The sequence below is a fragment of the Micromonospora sp. GCM10011541 genome, assembly GCF_042650725.1.
GTDB classification, from domain to species: Bacteria; Actinomycetota; Actinomycetes; order Mycobacteriales; family Micromonosporaceae; genus Micromonospora; species Micromonospora sicca.
The window spans coordinates 659666-684575 of sequence record NZ_JBHSBP010000049.1 but is presented as its reverse complement, the minus strand read 5'-3'; the positions used below and the strand labels follow the sequence as shown (position 1 = coordinate 684575).

At 72.1% G+C, this 24910-nt stretch carries 18 protein-coding genes and 1 pseudogene; 12 read left to right on the top strand and 7 right to left on the bottom strand.

Annotated features, from left to right (window positions below; all coding sequences use genetic code 11):
• Positions 1 to 8: 8 nt before the first annotated feature.
• Complete coding sequence (locus ACFOYX_RS20410; protein WP_377534277.1) at positions 9 to 3737, top strand: ABC transporter transmembrane domain-containing protein; 3729 nt, start codon at positions 9 to 11, stop codon at positions 3735 to 3737.
• Between the two features lie 107 nt (positions 3738 to 3844).
• Positions 3845 to 6409, top strand: coding sequence for a valine--tRNA ligase (gene valS / locus ACFOYX_RS20405; RefSeq protein ID WP_322440345.1), 2565 nt, complete (start codon positions 3845 to 3847; stop codon positions 6407 to 6409).
• 106 nt (positions 6410 to 6515) lie between these two features.
• Here the strand turns inward: valS and ACFOYX_RS20400 are convergent, their stop codons facing one another.
• Genes ACFOYX_RS20400 through ACFOYX_RS20385 form a run of 4 tightly spaced genes read right to left on the bottom strand, consistent with a single transcriptional unit; the run spans position 6516 to position 9973 of the window.
• Entirely contained in the window at positions 6516 to 7226 is a 711-nt protein-coding gene (locus ACFOYX_RS20400; protein ID WP_109800677.1) for an ABC transporter permease, read from the bottom strand.
• On the bottom strand, positions 7226 to 8185 hold the full coding sequence (locus ACFOYX_RS20395) for an ABC transporter ATP-binding protein (protein WP_200206531.1): 960 nt from the start codon (positions 8183 to 8185) through the stop codon (positions 7226 to 7228). The genes ACFOYX_RS20400 and ACFOYX_RS20395 overlap by 1 nt, the downstream gene beginning before the upstream one ends.
• The gene (locus ACFOYX_RS20390) at positions 8182 to 9066 is read right to left on the bottom strand and encodes an ABC transporter permease subunit (RefSeq protein ID WP_322440344.1); all 885 of its coding nucleotides are present in this window, start codon (positions 9064 to 9066) and stop codon (positions 8182 to 8184) included. The genes ACFOYX_RS20395 and ACFOYX_RS20390 overlap by 4 nt, the downstream gene beginning before the upstream one ends.
• Positions 9059 to 9973: an ABC transporter ATP-binding protein gene (locus tag ACFOYX_RS20385; RefSeq protein ID WP_322440343.1), complete on the bottom strand. Its 915-nt coding sequence runs from the start codon at positions 9971 to 9973 to the stop codon at positions 9059 to 9061. The genes ACFOYX_RS20390 and ACFOYX_RS20385 overlap by 8 nt, the downstream gene beginning before the upstream one ends.
• Positions 9974 to 10083: 110 nt before the next feature.
• On the opposite strand from ACFOYX_RS20385, the pseudogene ACFOYX_RS20380 reads away from it, so the two are divergent.
• The 4 genes and pseudogenes from ACFOYX_RS20380 to galT all read left to right on the top strand — a co-directional run.
• A pseudogene (locus tag ACFOYX_RS20380) lies at positions 10084 to 10296 on the top strand (DM13 domain-containing protein); the annotation flags it as partial.
• A gap of 119 nt (positions 10297 to 10415) precedes the next feature.
• Positions 10416 to 11945, top strand: a complete 1530-nt coding sequence (gene cysC / locus ACFOYX_RS20375; RefSeq protein WP_322440342.1) for an adenylyl-sulfate kinase — start codon at positions 10416 to 10418, stop codon at positions 11943 to 11945.
• Between the two features lie 214 nt (positions 11946 to 12159).
• Positions 12160 to 12963 carry a DeoR/GlpR family DNA-binding transcription regulator gene (locus ACFOYX_RS20370; protein WP_322440341.1) on the top strand — a complete coding sequence of 268 codons (804 nt, stop codon included), beginning with the start codon at positions 12160 to 12162 and terminating at the stop codon, positions 12961 to 12963.
• On the top strand, positions 12960 to 14033 hold the full coding sequence (gene galT, locus ACFOYX_RS20365; RefSeq protein ID WP_322440340.1) for a galactose-1-phosphate uridylyltransferase: 1074 nt from the start codon (positions 12960 to 12962) through the stop codon (positions 14031 to 14033). Before ACFOYX_RS20370 ends, galT begins: the two co-directional genes overlap by 4 nt.
• Positions 14034 to 14485: 452 nt before the next feature.
• Here galT and ACFOYX_RS20360 read toward each other — a convergent pair whose 3' ends face one another.
• A complete protein-coding gene (locus ACFOYX_RS20360; protein WP_322440339.1) occupies positions 14486 to 15703 on the bottom strand; it encodes an NADP-dependent isocitrate dehydrogenase in 1218 nt (405 codons plus the stop codon).
• A 135-nt stretch (positions 15704 to 15838) separates the two neighbouring features.
• Here ACFOYX_RS20360 and ACFOYX_RS20355 point away from each other — a divergent pair, with 135 nt between their 5' ends.
• Positions 15839 to 16648 (top strand): MBL fold metallo-hydrolase, encoded by an 810-nt coding sequence (locus ACFOYX_RS20355; protein ID WP_322440338.1) that lies wholly within the window; start codon positions 15839 to 15841, stop codon positions 16646 to 16648.
• A 132-nt stretch (positions 16649 to 16780) separates the two neighbouring features.
• Here ACFOYX_RS20355 and mdh read toward each other — a convergent pair whose 3' ends face one another.
• Positions 16781 to 17731, bottom strand: coding sequence for a malate dehydrogenase (gene mdh, locus ACFOYX_RS20350; RefSeq protein ID WP_109803777.1), 951 nt, complete (start codon positions 17729 to 17731; stop codon positions 16781 to 16783).
• 144 nt (positions 17732 to 17875) lie between these two features.
• The gene (locus ACFOYX_RS20345) at positions 17876 to 18736 is read right to left on the bottom strand and encodes a bifunctional methylenetetrahydrofolate dehydrogenase/methenyltetrahydrofolate cyclohydrolase (RefSeq protein ID WP_322440337.1); all 861 of its coding nucleotides are present in this window, start codon (positions 18734 to 18736) and stop codon (positions 17876 to 17878) included.
• A gap of 413 nt (positions 18737 to 19149) precedes the next feature.
• Between ACFOYX_RS20345 and ACFOYX_RS20340 the strand changes: the two genes are divergently transcribed.
• The 5 genes from ACFOYX_RS20340 to ACFOYX_RS20320 all read left to right on the top strand — a co-directional run bounded on the left by ACFOYX_RS20340 (position 19150) and on the right by ACFOYX_RS20320 (position 24858).
• Positions 19150 to 20754 (top strand): ABC transporter substrate-binding protein, encoded by a 1605-nt coding sequence (locus ACFOYX_RS20340; RefSeq protein ID WP_322440336.1) that lies wholly within the window; start codon positions 19150 to 19152, stop codon positions 20752 to 20754.
• 156 nt (positions 20755 to 20910) lie between these two features.
• Entirely contained in the window at positions 20911 to 21849 is a 939-nt protein-coding gene (locus ACFOYX_RS20335; protein ID WP_109803774.1) for an ABC transporter permease, read from the top strand.
• On the top strand, positions 21842 to 22798 hold the full coding sequence (locus ACFOYX_RS20330) for an ABC transporter permease (RefSeq protein WP_109803773.1): 957 nt from the start codon (positions 21842 to 21844) through the stop codon (positions 22796 to 22798). The genes ACFOYX_RS20335 and ACFOYX_RS20330 overlap by 8 nt, the downstream gene beginning before the upstream one ends.
• A 7-nt stretch (positions 22799 to 22805) precedes the next feature.
• Complete coding sequence (locus tag ACFOYX_RS20325; RefSeq protein WP_109803772.1) at positions 22806 to 23843, top strand: ABC transporter ATP-binding protein; 1038 nt, start codon at positions 22806 to 22808, stop codon at positions 23841 to 23843.
• Positions 23827 to 24858 carry an ABC transporter ATP-binding protein gene (locus tag ACFOYX_RS20320; RefSeq protein ID WP_109803771.1) on the top strand — a complete coding sequence of 344 codons (1032 nt, stop codon included), beginning with the start codon at positions 23827 to 23829 and terminating at the stop codon, positions 24856 to 24858. The genes ACFOYX_RS20325 and ACFOYX_RS20320 overlap by 17 nt, the downstream gene beginning before the upstream one ends.
• Positions 24859 to 24910: the final 52 nt, after the last annotated feature.

The following is a 24910-nucleotide window of genomic DNA, read 5'->3' as shown; positions in this document are numbered from 1 at the left end:
GCCACCGTTTGCCGCTACCGTCGGGTAGTGCCTGCGCAGAGCGACGGCGACCCGGCGGCCCGGGACGGCGCCGGCCGGCATCCGCTGCGCAACCTCTGGCGGCTGCGCCCCTACCTGCGCCCGTACGCGGTGGAGTTCGCCTGGCTGCTCGTCGCGGCTCTCGCGGCCACCGCGGCCAGCCTCGCCGTACCGCTGGTGGTGCAGCGGGTGGTGGACGGACCCGTCGCCGGGCACGACGCGGCCGGGCTGTTCCGGCTCGGCCTGCTCGCCCTCCTGCTCGGCCTGGCCGAGGCCGTGCTGATCTTCATCCGGCGGTGGACCCAGTCCTCCTCCTCGGTCGGCATGGAGGCGGCCATCCGCGCCGACATCTACGCCCACCTGCAACGCCTGCCGGCCGGCTTCCACGACCGGTGGCAGTCCGGCCAACTGCTCTCCCGGATCACCAGCGACCTGTCGGTGATCCGCCGGTTCCTCTCCTTCGGCCTGCTCTTCCTGATCCTCAACCTGGTCACCTACCTGGCCGTGGTGGTGCTGCTGGTCCGCCTGCACCCGGCGCTGGGACTGCTGGTGGCGGCCAGCGCGGTGCCGCTGTTCCTGATCAGCCGCCGGTTCGCCCGGCACTACCACGCCGCCTCCCGCCGGATGCAGGACCAGCAGGGCGACGTGGCCACGCTGGTCGAGGAGACGGCGCAGGGGCTGCGCACCATGCGGGCGTACGGGCGGGGGCCGGAGCTGGCGGCCCGGTTCACCAGCGGCGCCCGCGCGCTGCACGACACCGGCATCGCCAAGGCCCGGCTGTTGGCCCGCACCTCGGCGCTGCTCGACCTGGTGCCCAACCTGACCCTCGGGGTGGTGCTGGTGGCCGGCACGGCCGCCGCCGCCCGTGGCGCGCTCAGCATCGGCGAGCTGGTCGCCTTCGTCAGCCTCCAGCTGATGCTGATCTGGCCGGTGCAGTCGCTCGGCTGGATCATCGCCAACGGGCAGGAGGCGGCGACCGCGGCCGACCGGATCCAGGAGGTGCTGGACACCCGGCCGACCATCGTGGACGCCCCGCACGCGCGGAAGCTGGACCGCGCGCAGGTGCGCGGCCAGCTGCGCTTCGAGGGCGTCTCGTTCCACTACCCGGGCTGCGCGCCGGTGCTGCGGGAGGTGGACCTGACCGTCGAGCCGGGCGAGACGCTCGCCCTCGTCGGTGCCACCGGCTGCGGCAAGAGCACGCTGCTCTCGCTGGTCCCCCGGCTGCACGACGTGACCGGCGGGCGGATCACCCTGGACGGGCACGACCTGCGGGACCTGCGGCTCGCCTCGCTGCGCCGGCTGGTCGGGGTGGCCTTCGAGGAGCCGACGCTCTTCTCCATGTCGGTCTGGGAGAACCTGACCCTCGGCCGGCCGGCCGCCGGCGAGGAGGAGGTCCGGGCGGCGCTCGCTCTCGCCCAGGCCGAGTTCGCGTACGACCTGCCGTGGGGGCTGGCCACCCGGGTCGGCGAGCAGGGGCTCTCCCTCTCCGGCGGGCAGCGGCAGCGGCTGGCGCTGGCCCGGGCGGTGCTCGGCCGGCCGGCGCTGCTCGTCCTGGACGACCCGCTCTCCGCCCTCGACGTGCACACCGAGGCGCTGGTCGAGGCGGCGCTGCGGCGGGTGCTGCGGGACACCACCGCGCTGCTGGTGGTGCACCGACCGTCGACCGTGGCGCTCGCCGACCGGGTGGCCCTGCTCGACGACGGCCGGATCGTCGCCGTCGGCACCCACTCCGAGCTGCTGGCCACCGTGCCCGCGTACCGGGCGGTGCTGTCGGCCGGACCGGTGGAACGGCACGACGGCGCCGGCCTGGTGCGCTCGTGACGGAGCCGCCGGACGGATCACCGACAGTCCCGCGACCGAGGCACGCCCTGGACGACGAGCTCGACCTGGCCCGGTGGCGCGGGCGGGCCACCGACCCGGACGCCGACCGCAGCCGGGCCGAGGACGTCGCGCCGGAGGCCGTCGCCCGGCTCCGGGCCCGCAGCCGGGCGCTGCTCGGGCAGCTCCTCCGCCCACACCGGCGGCGGCTCGGGCTGGCGGTGACCCTGCTGCTGGCCCAGAACGCCGCCGCGATGTCCGGCCCGTACCTGGTCATGCTGGGCATCGACCGGGCCATCACGCCGCTGCGGGCCGGCGACCCGGGGCCGCTGGTCGCCGTCGCCGCCGCGTTCGCCACCGCGAGCGTCACCGAGTACGCGGCCCGGCGGTGCTTCCTCACCCTCGCCGCCCGGATCGGCCAGGCCGTCCTGCTCGACCTCCGCCAGCGGGTCTACGGCCACTTCCTCCGCCTGGACGTCGGCTTCCACGAGCGGTACACGTCCGGCCGGATGGTCGCCCGGCTGACCAGCGACCTCGACTCGATCGCCGAGCTGGTCGACGGCGGGATCGACAACCTGGTGGTCGCCGCCCTGTCGGTGCTCTCCGTCGCCGGCATCCTGCTCTGGCTGGACCTGCCGCTGGCCGCGGCCACCCTGCTCGCCTTCCCGTTCCTGTTCTGGCTGTCCCGCTGGTTCGCCCGCGCCTCCGCCGGGGCGTACCGGCGGACCCGGGAGGCGGTCGCGCTGGTCATCGTGCACTTCGTCGAGTCGCTGCGGGGCATCCGGGCGGTGCAGGCGTACCGGCGGGAGCCGCGCAACCAGCGGATCTTCGCGGCGGTGAACGACGACTACCGGCAGGCCAGCCTGCGCGCCTTCCGGCTGATCGCGGTCTACTCGCCGGGGATCAAGGTGATCGGCAACCTCACCGTGGCGGTGGTGCTGGGCTACGGCGGCTGGCGGGTGCTGGGCGGGCGGACCGAGGTGGGCGTGCTCGCCGCGTTCCTGCTCTACCTGCGCCGGTTCTTCGAGCCGATGCAGGAACTGAGCCAGTTCTACAACTCGCTGCAGTCGGCCACGGCCGCGCTGGAGAAGCTGGCCGGGGTGCTCGACGAGCGGCCCGCGGTGGCCGAGCCGGAGCGGCCGACGTCGCTGCCGGCCGGGCCGGGCCGGGGCGCCGTCGCCTTCCGGTCGGTCTCCTTCGGCTACCGGCCCGACGCGCCGATCCTGTCCGAGCTGGAGCTGACCGTGCCGGCCGGGCAGACCGTCGCGCTGATCGGCCCGACCGGCGCCGGCAAGTCGACCATCGCCAAGCTGCTGGCCCGGTTCCACGACCCGGCCGCCGGCGCGGTCACCCTGGACGGGGTGGACCTGCGCAACCTGGCCGACGCCGAGCTGCGCCGGGCGGTGGTGCTGGTCACCCAGGAGAACCACCTGTTCAGCGGCTCGGTGGCGGAGAACATCCGGTTCGGCCGGCCGGGCGCGGACGACGCGGCGGTGGAGGCCGCGGCCCGGGCCATCGGCGCGCACGACTTCATCGCCGCGCTCCCCGACGGGTACGCCACCGAGGTGCACCGGCGCGGCGGCCGGCTCTCCGCCGGGCAGCGCCAGCTCGTCGCGTTCGCCCGGGCGTTCCTGGCCGACCCGCGGGTGCTGATCCTGGACGAGGCGACCTCGTCGCTGGACGTGCCGACCGAGCGGCTGGTGCAGCGGGCGCTCGGCAGCATCCTGCGGGACCGGACCGCCCTGGTGATCGCGCACCGGCTCTCCACCGTGGAGATCGCCGACCGGGTGCTGGTGCTCGACGGCGGCCGGATCGTGGAGGACGGTCCCCCCGCCGAGCTGGCCGCCGCGGGCGGCCGGTACGCCACCCTGCACAGCCAGTGGCGGGACTCGCTGATCTGAGGACCGTCAGGGTTGCTCCGGCGTCGCCGTGGTCTCGGAGACAACCGGCAGGGCGGCACGATGGTTAAGCCGTGGTCGTTCCGTCACTGGCTGCCTAGGATCGGCTGATGACCGATACGGCGAGGACGGCCCGCGCCGGCGTCCCCGAACGTCCGACCCTGGACGGCATCGAGGAGACCTGGGCGCGCCGCTGGCAGGAGGAGGGCACGTACGCGTTCGACCGCGCGAAGGAGCGCTCGGACGTGTACGCGATCGACACCCCGCCGCCGACCGTATCCGGCGAGCTGCACATGGGACACGTCTTCTCGTACACGCACACGGACACGGTGGCCCGGTTCCAGCGGATGCGCGGCCGCACGGTCTTCTACCCGATGGGCTGGGACGACAACGGCCTGCCCACCGAACGCCGGGCGCAGAACGTGTACGGGGTGCGCCCCGACACCGCCCTGCCGTACGACCCGTCCTGGGTGCCGCCCGCCGCCCCGGTGAGCGACGCCGCCCGGAAGAACCCGACGTCGATCTCCCGGCGCAACTTCATCGAGCTGTGCGAGAAGCTGACCGCCTCCGACGAGCAGATCTTCGAGGCGCTGTGGCGGCGGCTCGGACTGTCGGTGGACTGGTCGCTGACGTACACCACGATCGGGCGGCTCGCCCGCACCACCAGCCAGCGCGCGTTCCTGCGGAATCTGGCCCGGGGCGAGGCGTACCAGGCGGAGGCGCCGACGCTCTGGGATGTCGGGTTCGGCACCGCGGTGGCCCAGGCGGAGCTGGAGGACCGGGAGCGGCCCGGGGCGTACCACCGGCTGCGGTTCCACGGGCCGGACGGGCGGGAGGTGCTGATCGACACCACCCGGCCGGAGCTGCTGCCGGCCTGCGTGGCGCTGGTCTGCCATCCGGACGACGAGCGGTACGCCGGCCTGGTCGGGGCGTCGGTGCGTACCCCGCTCTTCGGGGTCGAGGTGCCGGTGCGCACGCACCCGCTGGCGGACCCGGCCAAGGGCACCGGCATCGCGATGGTCTGCACCTTCGGCGACCTGAGCGACGTGACCTGGTGGCGGGAGCTGGACCTGCCGACCCGGGTGGTGATCGGCCGGGACGGCCGGCTGCTGCCCGAGCCGCCGGCCGGGGTGCCGGCGGAGCCGTACGGGGCGCTGGCCGGGCAGACGGTCAACGGCGCCCGCCGGACGATCGTGCAGCTGCTGGCCGACGCGGGCGACCTGGTCGGCGAGCCGCGCGAGATCACCCACCCGGTCAAGTTCTACGAGAAGGGCGACCGCCCGCTGGAGATCGTCTCGACCCGGCAGTGGTACCTGCGCAACGGCGGCCGGGACGCCCACCTGCGGGCCGAGCTGCTGGCCCGCGGCGAGGAGCTGCGCTGGGTGCCCGAGCACATGAAGCACCGGTACGACCACTGGGTGGGCGGGCTGAACGGCGACTGGCTGGTCAGCCGGCAACGCTTCTTCGGGGTGCCGGTGCCGGTGTGGTACCGGCTCGACGACGCTGGCGAGCCGGACTGGACCCAGCGTCTCACACCGGAGGAGGCGCAGCTGCCGATCGACCCGTCCAGCGACGCCCCGGCCGGTTTCGACGAGTCGCAGCGCGGTGTGCCGGGCGGTTTCGTCGGCGACCCGGACGTGCTGGACACCTGGGCGACCTCGTCGCTGACCCCGCAGATCGTCGGTGGTTGGGAGACCGACCCGGACCTGTTCCGCCGGGTCTTCCCGATGGATCTGCGCCCGCAGGGCCAGGAGATCATCCGTACCTGGCTCTTCGCCACGGTGGTCCGGTCGCATCTGGAGCACGGCGTGCTGCCCTGGCGGGACGCGGTGCTCTCCGGCTGGATCCTCGACCCGGACCGGAAGAAGATGTCCAAGTCCAAGGGGAACGTGACCACCCCGACGGGGCTGCTGGAGGAGCACGGCTCGGACGCCGTCCGGTACTGGGCGGCCAACGGCAAGCCCGGCATGGACCTGGCCTTCGACGCGGCCCAGATCAGGGTGGGCCGGCGGTTGGCCACCAAGCTGCTCAACGCGTCCCGGTTCGCCCTCGGGCTGGGCGCCGCGGACGCGTTGCGGGCCGCGGCGACCGAGCCGCTGGACACCGCCATGCTCGCCGAACTGTCCGGCGTGGTCACCGCCGCGACCACCGCCTTCGACGGGTACGACCAGACGGCCGCCCTGATGGCGACGGAGGCGTTCTTCTGGCGGTTCTGCGACGACTACATCGAACTGGTGAAGGAGCGCGCCTACGGCACCGGGCCGGGCGCCGACTCGGCCCGGGCCGCTCTGGCCACCGCGCTGTCGGTGCAGTTGCGGCTCTTCGCGCCGGTGCTGCCCTTCGTCACCGAGGAGGTCTGGTCGTGGTGGCGGTACGGCTCGGTGCACCGCTCGACCTGGCCGACGACGTACGAGGTGGGTCGGGCGGTCCAGGCGCCCGGTGACCCGGAGCTGCTGCGGCTGGCCTCCGACGCGCTCAGCCAGGTGCGCCGGGCCAAGTCGGAGCGGAAGCTGTCGATGAAGGCGGAGGTCCCGCTGGCCGAGGCGCTCGGCCCGGCCGCCCTGCTGGACCAGCTCACGCTGATCGCCGACGACCTCCGCGCGGCCGGCCGGATCGCGAAACTCGACCTGCTCCCCGACCGCACCCCGGAGCTGGTCATCGCCTGCGCCTTCTGACCGGAGGCGGCGCGGAGGCAGGTCCTCGGTGAGCGATATGCCTGAGAGTCATAAATATGCCTCTCAGGCATACCGCCGCGGCGGCACCCGCTGCCACCGGGCGGCGTCAGCTCGTCTCGCCAGCCACCGAGAAGGAGCGGAGGCGGTCGATCGCCAGGACGGTGAAGCCGACGCTGACCAGGGCGGTGAGCACCCCGGCGACCGGGACGGAGACCGTGGTGGAGAGCAGTTCGGTCGGGGCCATCCGGTCGGCGAGGGCGATCACCCACTGCTGGATCGAGAGCACCTTCGTGCCGCTGACGAAGTTGCCGAGCAGCCCCTCCCAGATCAGCACGTAGACCAGCCCGAGCAGGACCGGCCGTCGGGTGACCAGGCTGAGCGCCAGGAACAGCGCCGAGTACGCCAGCGCGCCGAGCGCCGAGGCGGCGGCGAGCGCCAGGCCGAGGCGTACCGAATCGGCCAGCACGCCGGCGACGTAGAGCGGCACGGCGACGGTGGCCGCGCTGACCCCGACGGCCACCGCCAGCTTCGGCAGCACGATCTGCCAGCGGGGCAGCGGCTTGGTGAGGATGTGCACCACCGTCCCGTCGTCGATCTCAGCGCCGAGCACGCCGGTGCCGACGATCAGCGCCACCACCGGCAGCACCACGGCCAGGCCGAGACCGACCAGCACGGGCGGCCCCCACTGGCCCGGGTCCACCCCCAGCGACCGGCAGAGCACCGCCAACGCCACCAGCACGAGCGGCAGGGGCAGCAGCATCAGGAACCGGCGGCGGCCGAAGAGCCCGCGCGCGGTGATCCAGGAAACGGTCGACATCAGGCCTCCACCAGGTAGGAGAAGACGCTCTCCAGGGACTCGTCCTCGGGGGTCAACTGCCGGACCCGGATGCCGTGGGCGAGCGCGATCTTCGGCAGCGCCCGGGTGAAGGCGCCGTAGTCACCCGCCCGCACGGTCAGGCCGGCCCGGTCCAGTTCGACGCCGGTGACCGAGACCTCGGCCATCAGCGCCACGGCCAGCGCCCGGTCGTCGGTGGAGCGGACCGCGAACACGTGCGGCCGGTTGGTCATCAGCCGGCGGATGGTGCGGAAGTCGCCGGAGGCGGCGAGCCTTCCGGCCACCATCACCTGGACGGTGCCGGAGACCTGCTCGACCTCCTCCAGGATGTGCGAGCTGAACAGGATGGTCCGGCCGGCGTCGCCCAGGCGGTGCAGCAGCTGCATCATGTGCAGCCGCTGGCGCGGGTCCATCCCGTTGAACGGCTCGTCGAGCAGCAGCACCTGCGGGTCGTGGACCAGCGCCGCGGCGACCCGGGTCCGCTGCCGCATGCCCTTGGAGTACGTGCCGATCCGCCGGTCCTGCGCGTCGGCCATCTCGACCAGGGCGATCGCCCGCCGGGCCGCCGCCTCCGGGTCGGGCAGCCGGTGCAGCTTGGCGCTGGCCAGCACGAACTCGTACGCGGTGAGGAAGGAGTGCACCGCCTCCCGCTCGCTGACCAGGCCGAGCCGCCGGTAGACGCCCGGGTTGCGCCAGGTCGGCTCCCCGTCCAGGGTCACCGCGCCCCGCGAGGGGGCGAGGAACCCGGCCATCATGTGCAGCAGGGTGGTCTTGCCGGCCCCGTTCGGGCCGAGCAGGCCGGTCACCCCCGGGCCGAGCCGCATGGTGACGTCGTTGACCGCCACCACGTTGCCGTACCAGCGGGACACGCCGGCCAGGTCGAGGGTGCTGGCGGCGGCGGTCGGGGCCGCCGCCTCCGGGCTGGCGCTGATCGTGGTCATCGGGCGGCCACCTTCCGGTATCGCAGCAACAGCAGGGCGACGCAGGCGGCGACCAGCAGGACGGCGGCCACCCCGTAGACGGGGCCGAAGCCACCGATCGGGACGCCGCCGCCCCGGCCCTCGGGCACCAGCAGGTCACCGAGCGCCCAGGTGCCCACCCCGCCGACGAGCGTCGAGGGCGACGCGAGGAAGGCCAGCTCGTTGATCGTCCGGGACGGCAGGATCGACAGCGTCCCGACGATCGGGGTGGTCATCAGGAAGACCGCCACGATCCCGCCGGCGGCGAAGGCGCGCTTGCCGGTGAGCGAGGCGACCAGCAGCCCGATCGAGGCGAAGACCGCCGCCCACAGCCCGGCGTAGAGCAGGCCGGGCAGCAGGTCGAGCAGCTCGTCCCAGACCCCGCGCATGCCCTTGTCGGTGGTGAACGCGGCGCCGAGGAACATCACCAGCTGCGGCCCGCCGAGCAGCAGCCAGATCGCGGTGACCAGCGCCAGCAGCTTGGCCAGCGGGTAGTCGTCGCGGGGCAGCGGCCGGGAGAAGTACAGCGGCAGCACGCCGCTGCGCAGATCCCGGGAGACCAGCTCGGGGGCGGCCACCGCGACGAAGAAGATGACCAGCCAGCTCATCGAGTCGGCGAACTGGGCGTACGTCATCACCACCTCGCCGATCTGGCTGCGGACCGCGGTGATCCCGGCGGCGACCAGGGTGACGATGCCGACCACCAGCCAGGGGAAGATCTTCGCCTTGGCGGTACGGCCCAACCCGAAGACGGTCCGCAGGCCGTGCAGGTAGAGCGCGCCGAAGACGTGCCGGCGGCCCAGTCGCGGGCCGGTGTAGCGCTGGTAGCCGATGTCGTGGATGACACCGGTCGGCTCAGACATGGCTGGGCTCCCTCGTGGCGAAGAGTTCGGCCACCCGGTGCCGGCGCTGGTCCAGCCGGTGCAGCGGCAGGTCCAGCTCGGCGACCGCGCCGAGGATCAGGTCGTAGGTGGCGTCGTCGGCGAGCGGGACGAGCAGCAGCCGCCCCTCCCGGGCCACCGGCAGGTCGAGCGCGGCGAGCCGGGCCGCGAGGTCGTCCGTACCCTCGCTGACCTCGACCGCGAGCACGTCGGTCACCGATGTCATCGCGGCGATCCGGTCGGCGCGCAGCAGCCGGCCGCCGTCGATGGCGACCAGCGTGTCGCAGATCCGCTCCACCTCGCCGAGCAGGTGCGAGCAGACGAGCACGGAGATGCCGAACTCGGTGCCGATCCGGTGGATCAGGGCGAGCATGGCGTCCCGGCCGGCCGGGTCGAGGCCGTTGGTCGGCTCGTCGAGGAGCAGCAGGTCCGGGTCGTGCACCAGGGCCTGGGCGAGCTTGACCCGCTGCTTCATGCCGGTGGAGTAGCCGCCGACCGGTCGGTAGCGCTCCTCGTAGAGGCCGACGTGGCGCAGCGCCTCGGAGGCGCGCTCGCGGGCCACCGTCCGGGGCAGGCCGCTGATCCGGCCCAGGTGGGTGACCAGCTCGGCGGCGGAGAGGTCCGGCGGCAGGGCGTCGTGCTCGGGCATGTAGCCGACCCGGGCGCGGACCGCCGCCGGTTCGGTGGTCGGGTCGAGGCCGAGCACGGCGGCCCGGCCGCTGGTGGGCGGGAGCAGGCCGAGCAGGATCTTGATCAGCGTGGACTTGCCGGCGCCGTTCGCGCCGACCAGGCCGATGATCCCCGGCTCGACCGACACCGTGAGGTCGGCCAACGCGGTGACCCGACCTCCGTACGTCTTGGTCAGCGACTCGGTCGCGATCAGTGTCACGCTGCACAGCCTAGGAAGTGGGTGCTCGTCGCGGCATCCGGCGCGCCCCTGATCCTCGGCGGGTTCCCCCACTAGGGGTAAGCCTTCCGTAAGGCACGACACCACCGGCGCTGACCGACCAGCCGGTCCGCACCGGGCCGTCCGGGTGGAAGGTCTTCGACGACGGCCGCCGGGTCGAACTGGGCCCGCTCAAGGGCAACCGGGGCGACCAGGCGTACGACCTGCCGGCCGGGACCGAACCGACCGGGCTGACCAGCGTGTCGATCTGGTGCGAGCGGTTCGCGGCGTCGTTCGGCGCGGCCCCGCTGACTCCCGCCGGCTGATCCGGCGGCGCCCGGCCGACGGCCGCCCGAACGGCCGGTGGCCGGCAGGTGGAGTGGCGCTCTCGACCGATCGCCGGTGGGCTGCGAAACTGTGTGCCGGCCGGTGAGTTGGGGGTTAGATGAGCAACGGGTGGGTGCTGCCCGAGGACGTGCTGCGGGATGCTCCGGCGTACGCGCCACGCACCAGTGAACTGGCCGATCTGGAGTTGCTGCTGACCGGGGCGTACGCCCCGCTGACCGGCTTCATGACCCGCGCCGACCTGGCCGCGCTGAGCCGACGCGGCCGGCTCGCCGACGGGACGCCCTGGCCCGTACCGGTGACCCTGCAGGTGCCGGCGGCGCTCGCCGACGGCCTGGCGCTGGACGACCCGCTGCGCCGGGCGCTGGTGCTCACCGACGGCGAGGGCGCCCCGGTGGCCGCGATGGACGTGACCGACGTCTGGCCGGTGCGGGACGGCACGGCGGGCGTGGGCGGCGCGGTCCGCCGGCTCGGCGACGGCGGGCACGGGCCGTTCCAGCGGCTGCGCCGCGGCCCGGACGAGGTCAAGGCGCTGCTGCCCCCGGGCCGGGTGCTCGGGGTGTTCGCCGACCGGCCGCTGCACCGGCCGCAGCTCGCCCAGATCGCGCACGCGGCCCGCACGCTCGGCGCGCACCTGCTGGTGATGATCCCGGTTGGCGAGGAGGCGACCGGTGGGCTGCCGGCCGAGGCGCTGGTCCGCAGCGTCTTCGCCGCCCGGGACCGGATGCCCCCGGCCACCCTGGTGGCGGTGCCGCTGGTCCGGCGCCGCGACGAGATCAGCGACGCGCTGCTGCGGGCCCGGGTCGCCGCCGCGTACGGGGTGACCCACCTGCTCTCCACCACCGACGTGTTCTCCGGGGCGGGCCTGCGGGTGCTGGTGCCCCGCGAGCTGGCCTACGACAACCGGGACGGGCAGTGGCGCTGGCGGGAGGACATCCCGCCGCGCAACCGGCGGCTGGCGCTGACCCAGGAGGAGATCGACGACCTGCTGGACCGGGGCTTCCCGCTGCCCGAGTGGCACACCCCGCCGGCGGTGGCCAAGGAGCTGGTCCGGGCCCGCCCGCCGCGCCGGCACCGGGGGCTGGTGGTCTTCTTCACCGGGCTCTCCGGGTCCGGCAAGTCGACCATCGCCCGCGGTCTGGCGGATTCCCTGCGCGAGGGAGGCGACCGGACGATCACCCTGCTCGACGGGGATGTGGTGCGCCGGGAGCTCTCCGCCGGGCTGACCTTCAGCAAGGCCGACCGGGACCTCAACGTGCGCCGGATCGGTTGGGTGGCCGCCGAGATCGCCCGGCACCGGGGGGTGGGGATCTGCTGCCCGATCGCCCCGTACGCCGCCGCCCGGGCCACCGCCCGGGAGATGGCGCACGCCGCCGGGGCGGGGTTCCTGCTGGTCCACGTCGCCACCCCGCTGGAGGTCTGCGAGCAGCGTGACCGCAAGGGCCTGTACGCCCGCGCCCGGGCCGGCCTGCTCACCGGGATGACCGGCATCGACGACCCGTACGAGGAGCCGACCGACGCCGACCTGGTGGTGGACACCACCGAGATGACCATCGAGGAGGCGGTCCAGGTGGTGATGAACCACCTGACCGAGACCGGCTGGGTGGAGCCCCGCCTCCAGTCCGCCTGACCCGCGCGGCGTCCCACCGCCCGCCTCCCGTTCGGCCCCGCCGCCGCCCGCTTCCCGCCCCGGTCCGCTCGTCGACCGGCCGGCGGGGACGGGCGGCGGCGCCGTCTGCAGCGGCATTCCTTCCGTCGTGACCTTCTGCGCGCTAGTGTTCATCTTTGTTGGAACACGTTCGACCGCGTGGACACGTGGTCGCGGGACCCCGGAGGTGCGACGGATGCTGGCGCGGCAGCGGCAGACGGCCATCCTGGATCGGGTCCGCAGCGCCGGCGGCGTGCGGGTCACCGAGCTGGCCGCCGAATTCGGCGTCTCCGACATGACCATCCGGCGGGACCTGGAGACGCTGCACGAGCAGGGCCTCCTCGCCAAGGTGCACGGCGGCGCCACGCTGACCGGCCCGAGCTCCACCGACGAACCCGGCTTCCACGCCAAGGCGGTCCGCCAGTCAGCGGAGAAGGCGGCGATCGCCAACCGCGCCGCCGAGCTGGTCCGCCCCGGCGCCGCGATCGCCCTGTCGGCCGGTACGACCACCGCGGAGCTGGCCCGCCGCCTGGTCGACGTGCCGGGGCTGACCGTGGTGACCAATTCGCTGCCGGTGGCCGAGATCCTGCACATGGGCGGGCGGCCGGACCAGACGGTGGTGCTCACCGGCGGTGTCCGTACGCCCTCCGACGCGCTGGTCGGCCCGCTGGCCGTGGCCGCGATCGCCTCGCTCCACCTGGACCTGCTCTTCCTCGGCGTGCACGGAATCAGCGAGCGGGCCGGCTTCACCACGCCCAACCTGATGGAGGCGGACACCGACCGGGCCCTGGTGGCGGCCGCCGATCGGCTGGTCGTCCTCGCCGACCACACCAAGTGGGGCACGGTGGGGATCTCCTCCATCGTCGGTCTGGACGCCGCGGACGTGCTGGTCACCGACGACCGGTTGGCGCCGGAAGCACGACGGGTACTCGACGAGAAGGTGGGTGAGCTGGTGATTGTGCGGGCCACGGGGCGGCTCACGGAGGAGGCGGCGGAGTGAAGCGTACGCAGATCGAGCTGGCCGACGGCCGTGAGCTGATCTACTTCGACGAGCGGGACGACGCGGTCCGCGACCGGCCGGACCTCCGCGACCTCCTCCCGCCGCCGCCCGCCTCCCAGCTGCGCTTCGACCCGCTCACCGACGAGTGGGTGGCGGTGGCGGTGCACCGGCAGACCCGCACCTTCCTGCCCCCGGCCGACCAGTGCCCGCTCTGCCCGTCGACCGCCGACCGGCTCAGCGAGATCCCGGCCCCCGACTACGACGTGGCGGTCTTCGAGAACCGCTTCCCGGCACTGAGCCAGCGGGTGGCCGAGGAGCCGGCGGAGATCACCCCGTTCACCCCGGTCCGCCCGGGGCGCGGCCGGTGCGAGGTGGTCTGCTTCACCGACGACCACAACGCCTCCTTCGCCGGTCTACCGCCGCGCCGGGTGCGGACCGTGCTGGACGCGCTCGCCGACCGGACCACCGCGCTGGGTGAGCTGCCCGGGGTGGAGCAGATCTTCCCGTTCGAGAACCGGGGCGTGGAGATCGGCGTGACCCTGCACCACCCGCACGGCCAGATCTACGCGTACCCGTTCGTCACGCCGCGGACCCGGTCGATGCTGGCCGCCGCGCGGCGGCACGCCGAGCGGACCGGCGGCAACCTCTACGCCGACGTGCTCGCCGCCGAGCGGGCCGCCGGGAAGCGGGTGGTGGCGAGCAACGAGCACTGGACCGCGTACGTCCCGGCGGCCGCCCGCTGGCCGTTCGAGGTGCACGTCGCCCCGCACCGGCCGGTGCCGGACATCCCGGCGCTCGACGACGCCGAGCGGGACGCGTTCGGGCCGCTCTACCTGGACGTGCTGCGCCGCTTCGACGGGCTGTTCGACCTGCCCATGCCGTACATCGCGGCCTGGCACCAGGCGCCGGTGCGGATCGACCGCGAGCTGGGGCACCTGCACCTGCAGCTGTTCACCATCCGCCGCGCCAGGGACAAGCTGAAGTACCTGGCCGGCTCGGAGTCCGGGATGGGCGTCTTCATCAACGACATCGCCCCTGAGCGGGCCGCCGAACTCCTCCGCGCCGCCTGACCTCGGCCCGTGGCCCGGCCCGGCCCGGTCCGGTCCGGTCCGGCATGGTCCACCTGAGCTGCGCGAGGTGGCGGTGTCGGACGACCGGGACACCGCCACCTGCCGCAACGCGATTGGATCATGAGCCCAGGCGCCGACGCGGGGCGGCTGCCGGCAGAGGCGGGAGACCGGGCGCGGGGGGCCCGGGACAGGGCCCCCCGCAGGGAAGGGACGGCTGGCTGTGCGCGACAGCCGGGAAGGCTGGCTGATCGGCACTCGGGCCGCGAGGCGACCGCGGTCAACCTTCCTGGACGGGACTGGCATCACGTCCACCCAGCTCAACGACCCGCACCCCCACGGGGTGACGCCGCGACGGTCGCCGGCGCCACCACGGCCGACGCGCACGTCGCCCCCGGGTACGACGAAGCCCGCCGGCGGGTGCCGGCGGGCTCGGTCGGTGACGCGGGGCGGAATCAGGCGTTGATCTTGCGCGCCAGGTTCTCGTCGAGCGCGTTCATGAACTCGTCGGTGGTCAGCCACGGGGCGTCCCGCGAGATGAGCAGCGCGAGGTCCTTGGTCATCTGGCCACCCTCGACGGTGTCGACGATGACCTGCTCCAGGGTGTTGGCGAACTCGGTGACCGCCGGGGTGCCGTCCAGCTTGCCCCGGTGGGCCAGGCCCCGGGTCCAGGCGTAGATCGACGCGATCGGGTTGGTCGAGGTCTTCTCGCCCTTCTGCCACTGCCGGTAGTGCCGGGTGACCGTGCCGTGCGCGGCCTCCGCCTCGACGGTGCGGCCGTCCGGGGAGAGCAGCACCGAGGTCATCAGGCCGAGCGAGCCGAAGCCCTGCGCGACGGTGTCGGACTGCACGTCACCGTCGTAGTTCTTGCAGGCCCAGACGTAGCCGCCCTCCCACTTGAGCGCGGCGGCGACCATGTCGTCGATCAGCCGGTGCTCGTAGGTGATGCCGGCGGCGTCGAACTCGGCCTTGAACTCGTTCTCGAACACCTCGGCGAAGATGTCCTTGAACCGGCCGTCGTACGCCTTGAGGATGGTGTTCTTGGTGGACAGGTAGACCGGGTAGTTGCGGTCCAGCCCGTACCGGAACGAGGCCCGGGCGAAGTCCCGGATCGACTCGTCGAAGTTGTACATGCCCATGGCGATGCCGCCGCCGGGGAAGTTGGCGACCTCCATCTCCATGGGGGCGCCGCCGTCGGCCGGGGTGTAGGTGATGGTCACCGTGCCCGGGCCGGGGACGACGAAGTCGGTGGCCTTGTACTGGTCACCGTGGGCGTGCCGGCCGATGATGATCGGCTTGGTCCAGCCGGGGACCAGCCGCGGCACGTTGGACATGATGATCGGCTCGCGGAAGACGACGCCGCCGAGGATGTTGCGGATGGTGCCGTTCGGCGACCGCCACATCTTCTTCAGGCCGAACTCCTCGACCCGGGCCTCGTCCGGGGTGATGGTCGCGCACTTGACGCCCACGCCGTGCTGCTTGATGGCGTTGGCGGCGTCGACGGTGACCTGGTCGTCGGTCTCGTCGCGGTGCTGGATCGACAGGTCGTAGTAGTGCAGGTCGACGTCGAGGTAGGGCAGGATCAGCTGCTCCCGGATCTGCTTCCAGATGATCCGGGTCATCTCGTCGCCGTCGATTTCCACGACCGGGTTGTTTACCTTGATCTTCGCCATCGGCCGGCGCTCCTCTCGGGGGACACGTGCTCAAGCAGTACGAGCGTACTGGAAACTGGCCGGGGTGCCCCAGCCGGCCTCGGTCGGCCGGGAATCGGGGTGCACGGCGCAGGAAACCACTGGCAGCATCACCGGATGCCACTGAGCCGCACCCTCGGGTCTATCACGGTCACCGCCCTCACCGACGGCGAGGGCCCGTTCTTCCAGCCCCGCGCCGAGGCGTTCCCCGACGCCACCGAGGCGCAGTGGCGCGAGGCCGACCGGCGCGATCCCGGGTCGGTGACCGCCGACGGGGAGTGGTGGCTGCAGTTCCGCAGCTTCGCCGTCCGTGACGACGATGGGCCGGTGACGCTGGTCGACGCCGGCATCGGCCCGGCCGACTCGCCCGCCGCGAGCTGGGCGCCGGTGCCGGGCCGGCTGCCGGCGGAACTGGCCGCCGCCGGCGTCGATCCCGCCGACGTACGCACCGTGGTGCTGACCCACCTGCACAGCGACCACATCGGCTGGGCGGTGACCGGCACACCGGGCCGCCCCTACTTTCCGAACGCCGAATACCTGGTGCAGCGGACCGAGCTGGACGCGCTGGAGTCGTTCCACCCCGAGCTGCCGGCCCGGCTGGTCGGCCCGTTGCGCGCCGCCGGCCGGCTCCGGGTGGTCGACGGCGACACCCCGCTGACCCCGGCGGTACGCGTGCTGAGCACCCCGGGCCACACCCCCGGCCACCAGTCGGTGCTGGTCGACTCCGGCGACGAACGCCTGCTGCTCACCGGCGACCTGCTGGTGCACGCCGTGCAACTGGTCGACCCCACCCTCGCGTACGCCCACGAGGAGGATCCCGCCGCCGCCCGCACCTCCCGCACGGCCCTGCTGCACACCCTCACCGCGACCCCCGGCCTCACCCTCCTCGCCACCCCCCACCTCGGCACCCCCTTCACCCCCCTGTGAGCCACCCCCCACCCCACTGATCGCAAACTTCCTGATCAACTCGGCCGGGGCCGGGGCCGGGGCGGGGGTGGGCGGGGACGGCGAAGGGGCACGCCGGCGGGTGCCGGCGTGCCCCTTCGGGGTTGGATCAGCTCACATGTTGGCGATGTCGGCCTGCTTGGCGCGGACGGCTTCGGCGGCGGCCTTGAGGCTGGCCAGCTCGTCGGCGTCCAGGTCGGTCTCGACGACCTTCTTGACGCCCTCGCGGCCGATCTGGGCCTCGACGCCCAGGTAGACGCCGGAGATGCCGTACTGCCCGTCGACCCAGGCGCAGACCGGCATGACCTCGCCGGAGTCCTCCGCGACGGCCTTGGCCATCCGGGCGGCGGCGGCCGACGGGGCGTAGTACGCCGAACCGGTCTTCAGCAGCGCGACCACCTCGGCGCCACCGTTGCGGGTCTTGACGACCAGCTCCTCGATCTGGGCGGCGGGCATCGCGTCACGCAGCGGCTTGCCGTTGACGGTGCTCTTGGAGGGCACCGGGACCATGGTGTCGCCGTGCGAGCCGAGGGTGAGGGTCTTGACCGACTTCACCGGTACGTTCAGCGCCTCGGCGACGAAGTTGGTGAACCGGGCGGTGTCGAGCATGCCGGCCTGGCCGAGCACCCGGTTCTTCGGGAACTGGGTGGCGAGCTGAGCCAGCGCGGTCATCTCGTCGAGCGGGTTGGAGACCACGATGACGACGGCGTTCGGGGCGTACTTGGCGACGTTCTCGGCGACCTGACGGACGATCTTGGCGTTGGTCTCCAGCAGGTCCATCCGGCTCATGCCGGGCTTGCGGGGCAGGCCGGCGGTGATGACGACGACGTCGGAGCCCTCGATGGCCTCGTAGCCCTCGCCGTTCGGGCCGGTGGTGGCGCCGACGACCTTGGTCTCGAAGCCCTCGACCGCGCGCGACTGGTTGAGGTCCAGCGCGAGACCGGCCGGCTTGCCCTCCACGATGTCGGTGATCACGACGGTGTCGAAGATGTCGTACTCGGCCAGGCGCTGTGCGGTGGTGGAGCCGTAGAAGCCGGCGCCGACGACAGTGACCTTCTTACCCATGGTCGTCCCACTCCCTGATACCAGTCGGTTTTCCGGACCGTATCAGCCATCCTGGCACCGATCGGGCGAGGGGCGGACGGTTATGACGCGCTTGGGCGTAACGACACAGCACCCCGGCGACCCGATGAGCCGGGTGCGGGCGGATCAGCCGCGCTCGGCGCGCTCGACGACGTTTGTCAGCAGCATCGCCCGGGTCATCGGGCCGACGCCGCCGGGCATCGGCACCAGCGCGCCGGCGACCTCGGCCACCTCGGGGTCCACGTCGCCGGTGTAACGGCCCTTGCCGTCCGCGCCGATCACCCGGGTGATGCCGACGTCGACCACGGTGGCGCCCGGCGTGACCATGTCGGCGGTGAGCAGTCCCGGCACGCCGGCCGCGACGATGACGATGTCGGCCGCCCGGGTGTGCGCGGCGAGGTCCAGGGTGCCGGTGTGGCAGAGCGTCACCGTGGCGTTCTCGCTGCGCCGGGTGAGCAGCAGGCCGAGCGGGCGCCCGACCGTGTTGCCCCGGCCGATCAGGGCGACCTTGGCGCCCCGCAGCGCGATGTCGTACCGGCGGAGCAGTTCCACGATGCCGCGCGGGGTGCAGGGCAGCGGAGCATCGTAGCCGAGCACCAGCCGGCCCAGGTTGACCGGGTGCAGGCCGTCCGCGTCCTTGTCCGGGTCGATCATCTCCAGCGCGCGCTGGGTGTCCAGGTGGGCCGGGAGCGGCAGCTGGACGATGTAGCCGTGGCAGGCCGGGTCGGCGTTGAGCTCGGTCAGCACCTGGTCGAGCTGGGCCTGGGTGGCGTCGGCGGGCAGCTCGCGCCGGATCGAGGCGATGCCCACCTCGGCGCAGTCCCGGTGCTTGCCGTTGACGTACGCCTGGGAGCCGGGGTCGGCACCCACCAGGACGGTGCCCAGCCCGGGGGTGATGCCGCGCTCCGCGAGCGCCTTGACCCGTACTCGCAGCTCGTCCTTGATCTCCGCCGCGGTCGCCTTGCCGTCCAGGATCGTCGCCGTCACGCACCGATCGTCTCACGCGCGTCGCCCGCCCGGCCGACGACGGCAAACCGTGACTGAACGTAACGTGGGTTTAATCACTCACAGTTACGTGCTGTGGATCGCGCCACATCGTGGGACCGACAGGCGATCATCAACCTCCACAGAGCGGACAACGGGCACGCAAGGTCGCGGCTGCATCGCGACCGCACGCCAGGCGCGCGGCCGGGCGGGCGGAGAGGCAGCCTGAGCAGGGATTCCGGCCTCCTCTTTAGCAGAGGTGCCCGACGTCGACAAGGCCCGGCACCCCACTCCGTTACCCCTTCGCAACGCTCTCGTTGTCGAAGCTGCCGCCGGCGACCTACCGTTGCCGATTGTTGCGCAGCGTCACCCAACGCCGGGCCTGACTGCGCAGCGTGAGGAGATGAGGAGACTCAATGCGAGTTCGTAGGCTTGCTGCCTGGACCGCCCTCCCGCTCGCGGTGACCCTGGGCCTCGCGGCCTGCGGCGGCGGCGGAGGCAGCGGATCCGGCAGCAGCGACCCCAACGCGGCCGTCAGCATCCAGATCAGCGAGCCGCAGCACCTGGTTCCGACGAACACCACCGAGACGTCGGGTTCCCAGGTGCTCGCCGGCCTGTTCAGCCCGCTCGTCGACTACGACGCGCAGAACAAGCCGTACGAGGTGGCGGCCCAGTCGGTGACGTCGTCGGACAACAAGGTCTGGACGATCAAGCTGAAGGACGGCTTCACCTTCCACAACGGTGAGAAGGCCACGTCCGACGACTACATCAACGCGTGGAACTACGGCGCGTACGCCCCCAACGGCCAGGGCGCCAGCTACTTCTTCGAGAAGATCGCCGGCTACCAGGACCTGCAGGGCGAGAAACCGAAGGCCAAGACGATGTCCGGGCTGAAGAAGGTCGACGACCTCACCTTCACCGTGACGCTGTCCGAGCCGTACATCGACTTCAAGACGATGCTCGGCTACACCGCCTTCTACCCGCTGCCGGAGGCCGCGTTCTCCGGCCCGGGCGTGCTGAAGGACTCGTACGAGCAGGCGCCGATCGGTCAGGGCCCGTTCAAGATGAAGGGCACCTGGCAGCACGACGCCAAGATCGACGTCGAGCGGTACGACGCGTACCCGGGCCAGAAGCCCAAGGTCAAGGGCGTCGAGTTCCGGGTCTACCAGCAGCTCACCGCGGCCTACGCGGACGTGCAGGGGGACAACCTGGACGTCCTCCCGACGATCCCGACCGAGAACCTGAGCACCGCGCCGACCGACCTCGGTGACCGGTACCAGACCAGCCCGATGTCGTCGTTCCAGTTCCTCGCGTTCCCGACGTTCGACAAGGACTACAGCAAGCCGGACGTGCGCAAGGCCATCTCGATGGCGATCGACCGGGACGAGATCACCAAGTCGATCTTCAAGGGTTCGCAGCAGCCGGCCCGTTCGTTCGTCTCGCCGGTGCTGCCGGGCTACCGGGACAACACCGCGGGCGCTGCCGGGGAGTTCAACCCGGCCGAGGCCAAGAAGCTCTACCAGGCCGCCGGCGGCCCGTCGAAGATCGTCATCTCCTACAACGGGGACGGCGGTCACAAGGACTGGGTCGACGCCACCGCCAACCAGCTGAAGGCCAACCTGGGCGTCGACGTCGTCGGCTCGGCCGAGCCGAAGTTCGCCGACCTGCTGACCAAGGTCGAGAAGAAGCAGCCGGTGGGTCTGTTCCGGATGGGCTGGGTGATGGACTACCCGTCGATGGAGGACTACCTCGGCCCGCTGTACACCACCAACGGCTCGTCGAACTACTACGGCTACAGCAACCCGGAGTTCGACAAGCTGGTCAAGGAGGGTTCGGCCGCCAAGACACAGGACGAGGCGATCGCCAAGTACCAGCAGGCGGAGGACATCCTGGCCAAGGACATGCCGGTGATCCCGCTCCGCTTCGGCGAGAACGTGTTCGGCCACTCGTCCAAGGTGAAGAACGTTGAGATGGACCTGTTCCAGCGGGTCAACCTCGTCAAGATCGAAGCGGCCAGCTGAGCTGACCATGGTGCGGGCCACCCGGGCGACGACGCCCGGGTGGCCCGGACCGCGCTACCCCGGCCGGGCCGGACGGCACCCCTACCGGATATTTCCGGTACGACCAGAGATGCCGTCGCGCGACCCTTTCGCACATTTCCGGAGAGACTGCTAAGCATGTTCCGCTACATCTTGCGGCGCCTACTGCAGATGGTCCTCGCGTTCTTCGGGACCACCCTGATCGTCTACGCGCTGATGTTCGCCGGCCAGGGCGACCCCATCCAGGCCCTCGCAGGCGAACGACCGGTGACGGCGGCCCAGCGGGCATACCTGACCGAGAAGTACCACCTGGACGCCACGGGCGTCGGTGGCTTCTTCTACCGCTACTTCGACTACGTCAAGAGCCTGCTCCAGGGTGACCTCGGCCAGTCGCTGACCGGCCGGCAGATCGGCGACATCCTTCAGGCGGCCTGGCCGATCACCGTGAAGCTCGCGCTGATCGCGCTCGCCGTGGCGATCATCTTCGGCGTCACCGCCGGCGTGATCGCCGGCATCCGCCGGGCCAGCATCTTCGACAACTCGACGCTGGTGCTCACCCTGCTGGTGCTCGGCATCCCGACCATCGTGCTGGCGCCGCTCGCCCAGTACTTCCTGGGCGTCAAGTGGCAGCTCTTCCCGCCCACCGCCGGCTCCGAGCCGACGTTCTACGCGCTGCTGCTGCCGGGCATCGTGCTCGGCTCGCTGTCGCTGGCCACCGCGCTGCGGCTGACCCGTACCTCGGTGGCGGAGAACCTGCGCGCCGACTATGTCCGCACCGCCCGGTCCAAGGGCCTGGTCAAGCGCCGGATCGTCACCGTCCACGTGCTGCGCAACTCGCTCATCCCGGTGGTCACCTTCCTCGGTGTCGAGCTGGGCAACCTGATGAGCGGCGCGATCATCACCGAGGGCGTCTTCAACATCCCCGGTGTCGGCTTCAACCTCTTCCGCGGCATCCGCACCGAGGACGGACCGCTGGTGGTGGGCATCGTCAGCGTGCTCGTCGTGGTCTACCTGGTCTCGAACCTGGTGGTGGACGTCCTGTACGCCGTACTCGATCCGAGGATCCGCTATGAGTGATTTTGAGACGGTGGCGGCGACCGAGAACCAGGCCGCCCGCCGGGGCCCCTCCGGCGAGCCGGGCACGCCCAACCAGATCGGCGCGGCGCACAAGCCGCGCAGCCTGGCCGGCGACGCCTGGCGCGACCTGCGGCGCAACCCGATCTTCTGGATCTCGCTGGCGCTGGTGGTCATCTTCACCCTGATGGCCCTGGCCCCCGGCCTGTTCACCACGAACGACCCGAGCGACTGCCTGCTCTCCCGGCAGCACGCCGGGCCGTCCGGCGGGGCCATCTTCGGGTACGACTTTCAGGGCTGCGACACGTACTCCCGCGCGGTCCACGGCACTCGCGCCTCACTGCTGGTCGGCGCGCTCTCCGCGCTGGGCACCGGGGTGATCGCGCTGGTGGTCGGCATGGTGGCCGGCTACTTCGGCCGCTGGATCGACGCGGTGCTCTCCCGCGTGATCGACGTGGTGCTCGGCATCCCGCTGCTGCTGGCCGCGATCGTGCTGCTCAAGCGGGTCGGCAACGCCAGCCCGACGGTCCGGATCACGGCGGTGATCTTCGTGCTGGCCATCCTCGGCTGGACCACGGCCGCCCGGGTGGTGCGCTCGTCGGTGATCACCGCGAAGGAGCAGGACTACGTCGCGGCGGCCCGGATGCTCGGCGCCGGCCACGGCCGGATCATGTGGCGGCACATCCTGCCGAACTCGCTGGCCCCGGCCATCGTGGTACTCACCATCGCGCTCGGCTCGTTCATCGCCGCCGAGGCGACGCTCTCCTTCCTGGGCATCGGTCTCAAGGCGCCGACGATCTCGTGGGGCCAGGACATCGACACCGGCCGGATCCACATGCGGGAGTCGGCGACCCCGCTGATCGTCCCGTCGACCTTCCTCGCGCTGACCGTGCTGGCGTTCATCATGCTCGGCGACGCGATCCGTGACGCCTTCGACCCGAAGCTGCGGTGACACTCTCATGACCCAGTCCGCTGTCCGGCCGACGCCGGCCTCTCCCACCCCGCCCGGCGGCCACCTGCTCGAGGTACGCGACCTGCACGTCGAGTTCCGCACCCATGAGGGCGTGGCCAAGGTGATCAACGGGGTCTCGTACCACCTGGACGCGGGCGAGACCCTGGCGGTGCTCGGCGAGTCCGGCTCCGGCAAGTCGGTGACCGCCCAGGCGATCATGGGCATCCTCGACACTCCCCCGGCCCACGTCCGCTCCGGCCAGATCCTGTATCAGGGCCGGGACCTCCTGACCCAGTCGGAGGAGCAGCGCCGGCAGGTGCGCGGCAAGGAGATCGCGATGATCTTCCAGGACGCGCTCTCCGCGCTGAATCCGGTCTTCCCGGTCGGCTGGCAGATCGGCGAGACGCTGCGCCAGCGCGAGGGGATGTCCCGGGCCGACGCCCGACGGCGGGCCGTCGAGCTGATGGACCTGGTGAAGATCCCGGCGGCGGCGAAGCGGCTGGGCGACTACCCGCACCAGTTCTCCGGCGGCATGCGGCAACGCGTCATGATCGCGATGGCGCTGGCCCTGAACCCGAAGGTGCTGATCGCCGACGAGCCCACGACGGCGCTCGACGTCACCGTGCAGGCCCAGATCATGGACCTGCTGGCCGACCTGCGCCGGGACCTCGACATGGCGATGATCCTGATCACCCACGACCTCGGCGTGGTCGCCGGCGTCGCGGACCGGATCGCCGTGATGTACGCCGGTCGGATCGTCGAGCACGCCGACGTGCGCTCGCTGTACCGGGCGCCGGCCCACCCGTACACCAAGGGCCTGCTGGAATCGATTCCGCGAATGGACGTACGGGGGCAGGCGCTCTCCACGATCAAGGGGCTGCCGCCGAACCTGATGCGGATCCCCTCTGGCTGCCCGTTCCACCCCCGGTGCCCGTACGCGCAGCAGGTCTGCGTGGACGTGGTGCCGCACGACCTGGTCCTCGGCGACGGCCGGACCAGCGCGTGCCACTTCGCGCAGGAGGTCCGTGATGACAGCGCCCGCTAGCCCGACCAAGGTCCGCGGCGAGACGATCCTCTCCGTCGACAACGTGGTGAAGCACTTCCCGATCAGCCAGGGTGTGCTGTTCAAGAAGCAGACCGGCGCAGTGAAGGCCGTCGACGGGGTGAGCTTCGAGCTGCGCCGGGGCGAGACGCTCGGCATCGTCGGCGAGTCCGGCTGCGGCAAGTCGACCCTCGCCCGGCTGCTGATGCGGCTGGAGACGCCGACCTCCGGCCGGGCCACGCTGGAGGGCAAGGACCTCTTCAAGTCCTCCGGCGCGGAGCTGCGCCGGCTGCGCCGCAACATGCAGATGGTGATGCAGGATCCGTACACCTCGCTGAACCCGCGGATGACGGTCGGCGACATCATCGGCGAGCCGTTCGAGATCCACCCGGACGCGGCACCGAAGGGCAGCAAGCAGAAGCGGGTGCAGGAGCTGCTGGACGTGGTCGGGCTCAACCCCGAGCACATCAACCGGTACCCGCACCAGTTCTCCGGCGGCCAGCGGCAGCGCATCGGCATCGCCCGGGCCCTGGCGCTGCGGCCGGAGGTCATCGTCTGCGACGAGCCGGTCTCGGCCCTGGACGTGTCGATCCAGGCCCAGGTGATCAACCTGCTGGAGCAGCTCCAGGACGAGTTCGGGCTGTCGTACATCTTCATCGCGCACGACCTGTCGGTGGTCCGGCACATCTCGGACCGGGTCGCGGTGATGTACCTCGGCAGGATCGTGGAGATCGGCACCGAGCAGGAGATCTACGAGCGGGCCACCCACCCGTACACCCAGGCGCTGCTCTCGGCCGTGCCGGTGCCGGACCCGGACGCCCGGGAGAACCGGAACATGATCCGGCTCACCGGCGACGTGCCCAGCCCGGCCGACCCGCCGAGTGGCTGCCACTTCCGCACCCGCTGCTGGAAGGCGCAGGACATCTGCGCCATCCAGGACCCGCAGACGGTCCTGCGCGCCGCCGACCCGCACCCCTCGGCCTGCCACTTCGCCGAGGTGCGCCCCGCCGCCGCCTGACCCACCCCACCCGCCGACCGAACCGCCGCGCGCCGAATTCAGCCGGCCCCCG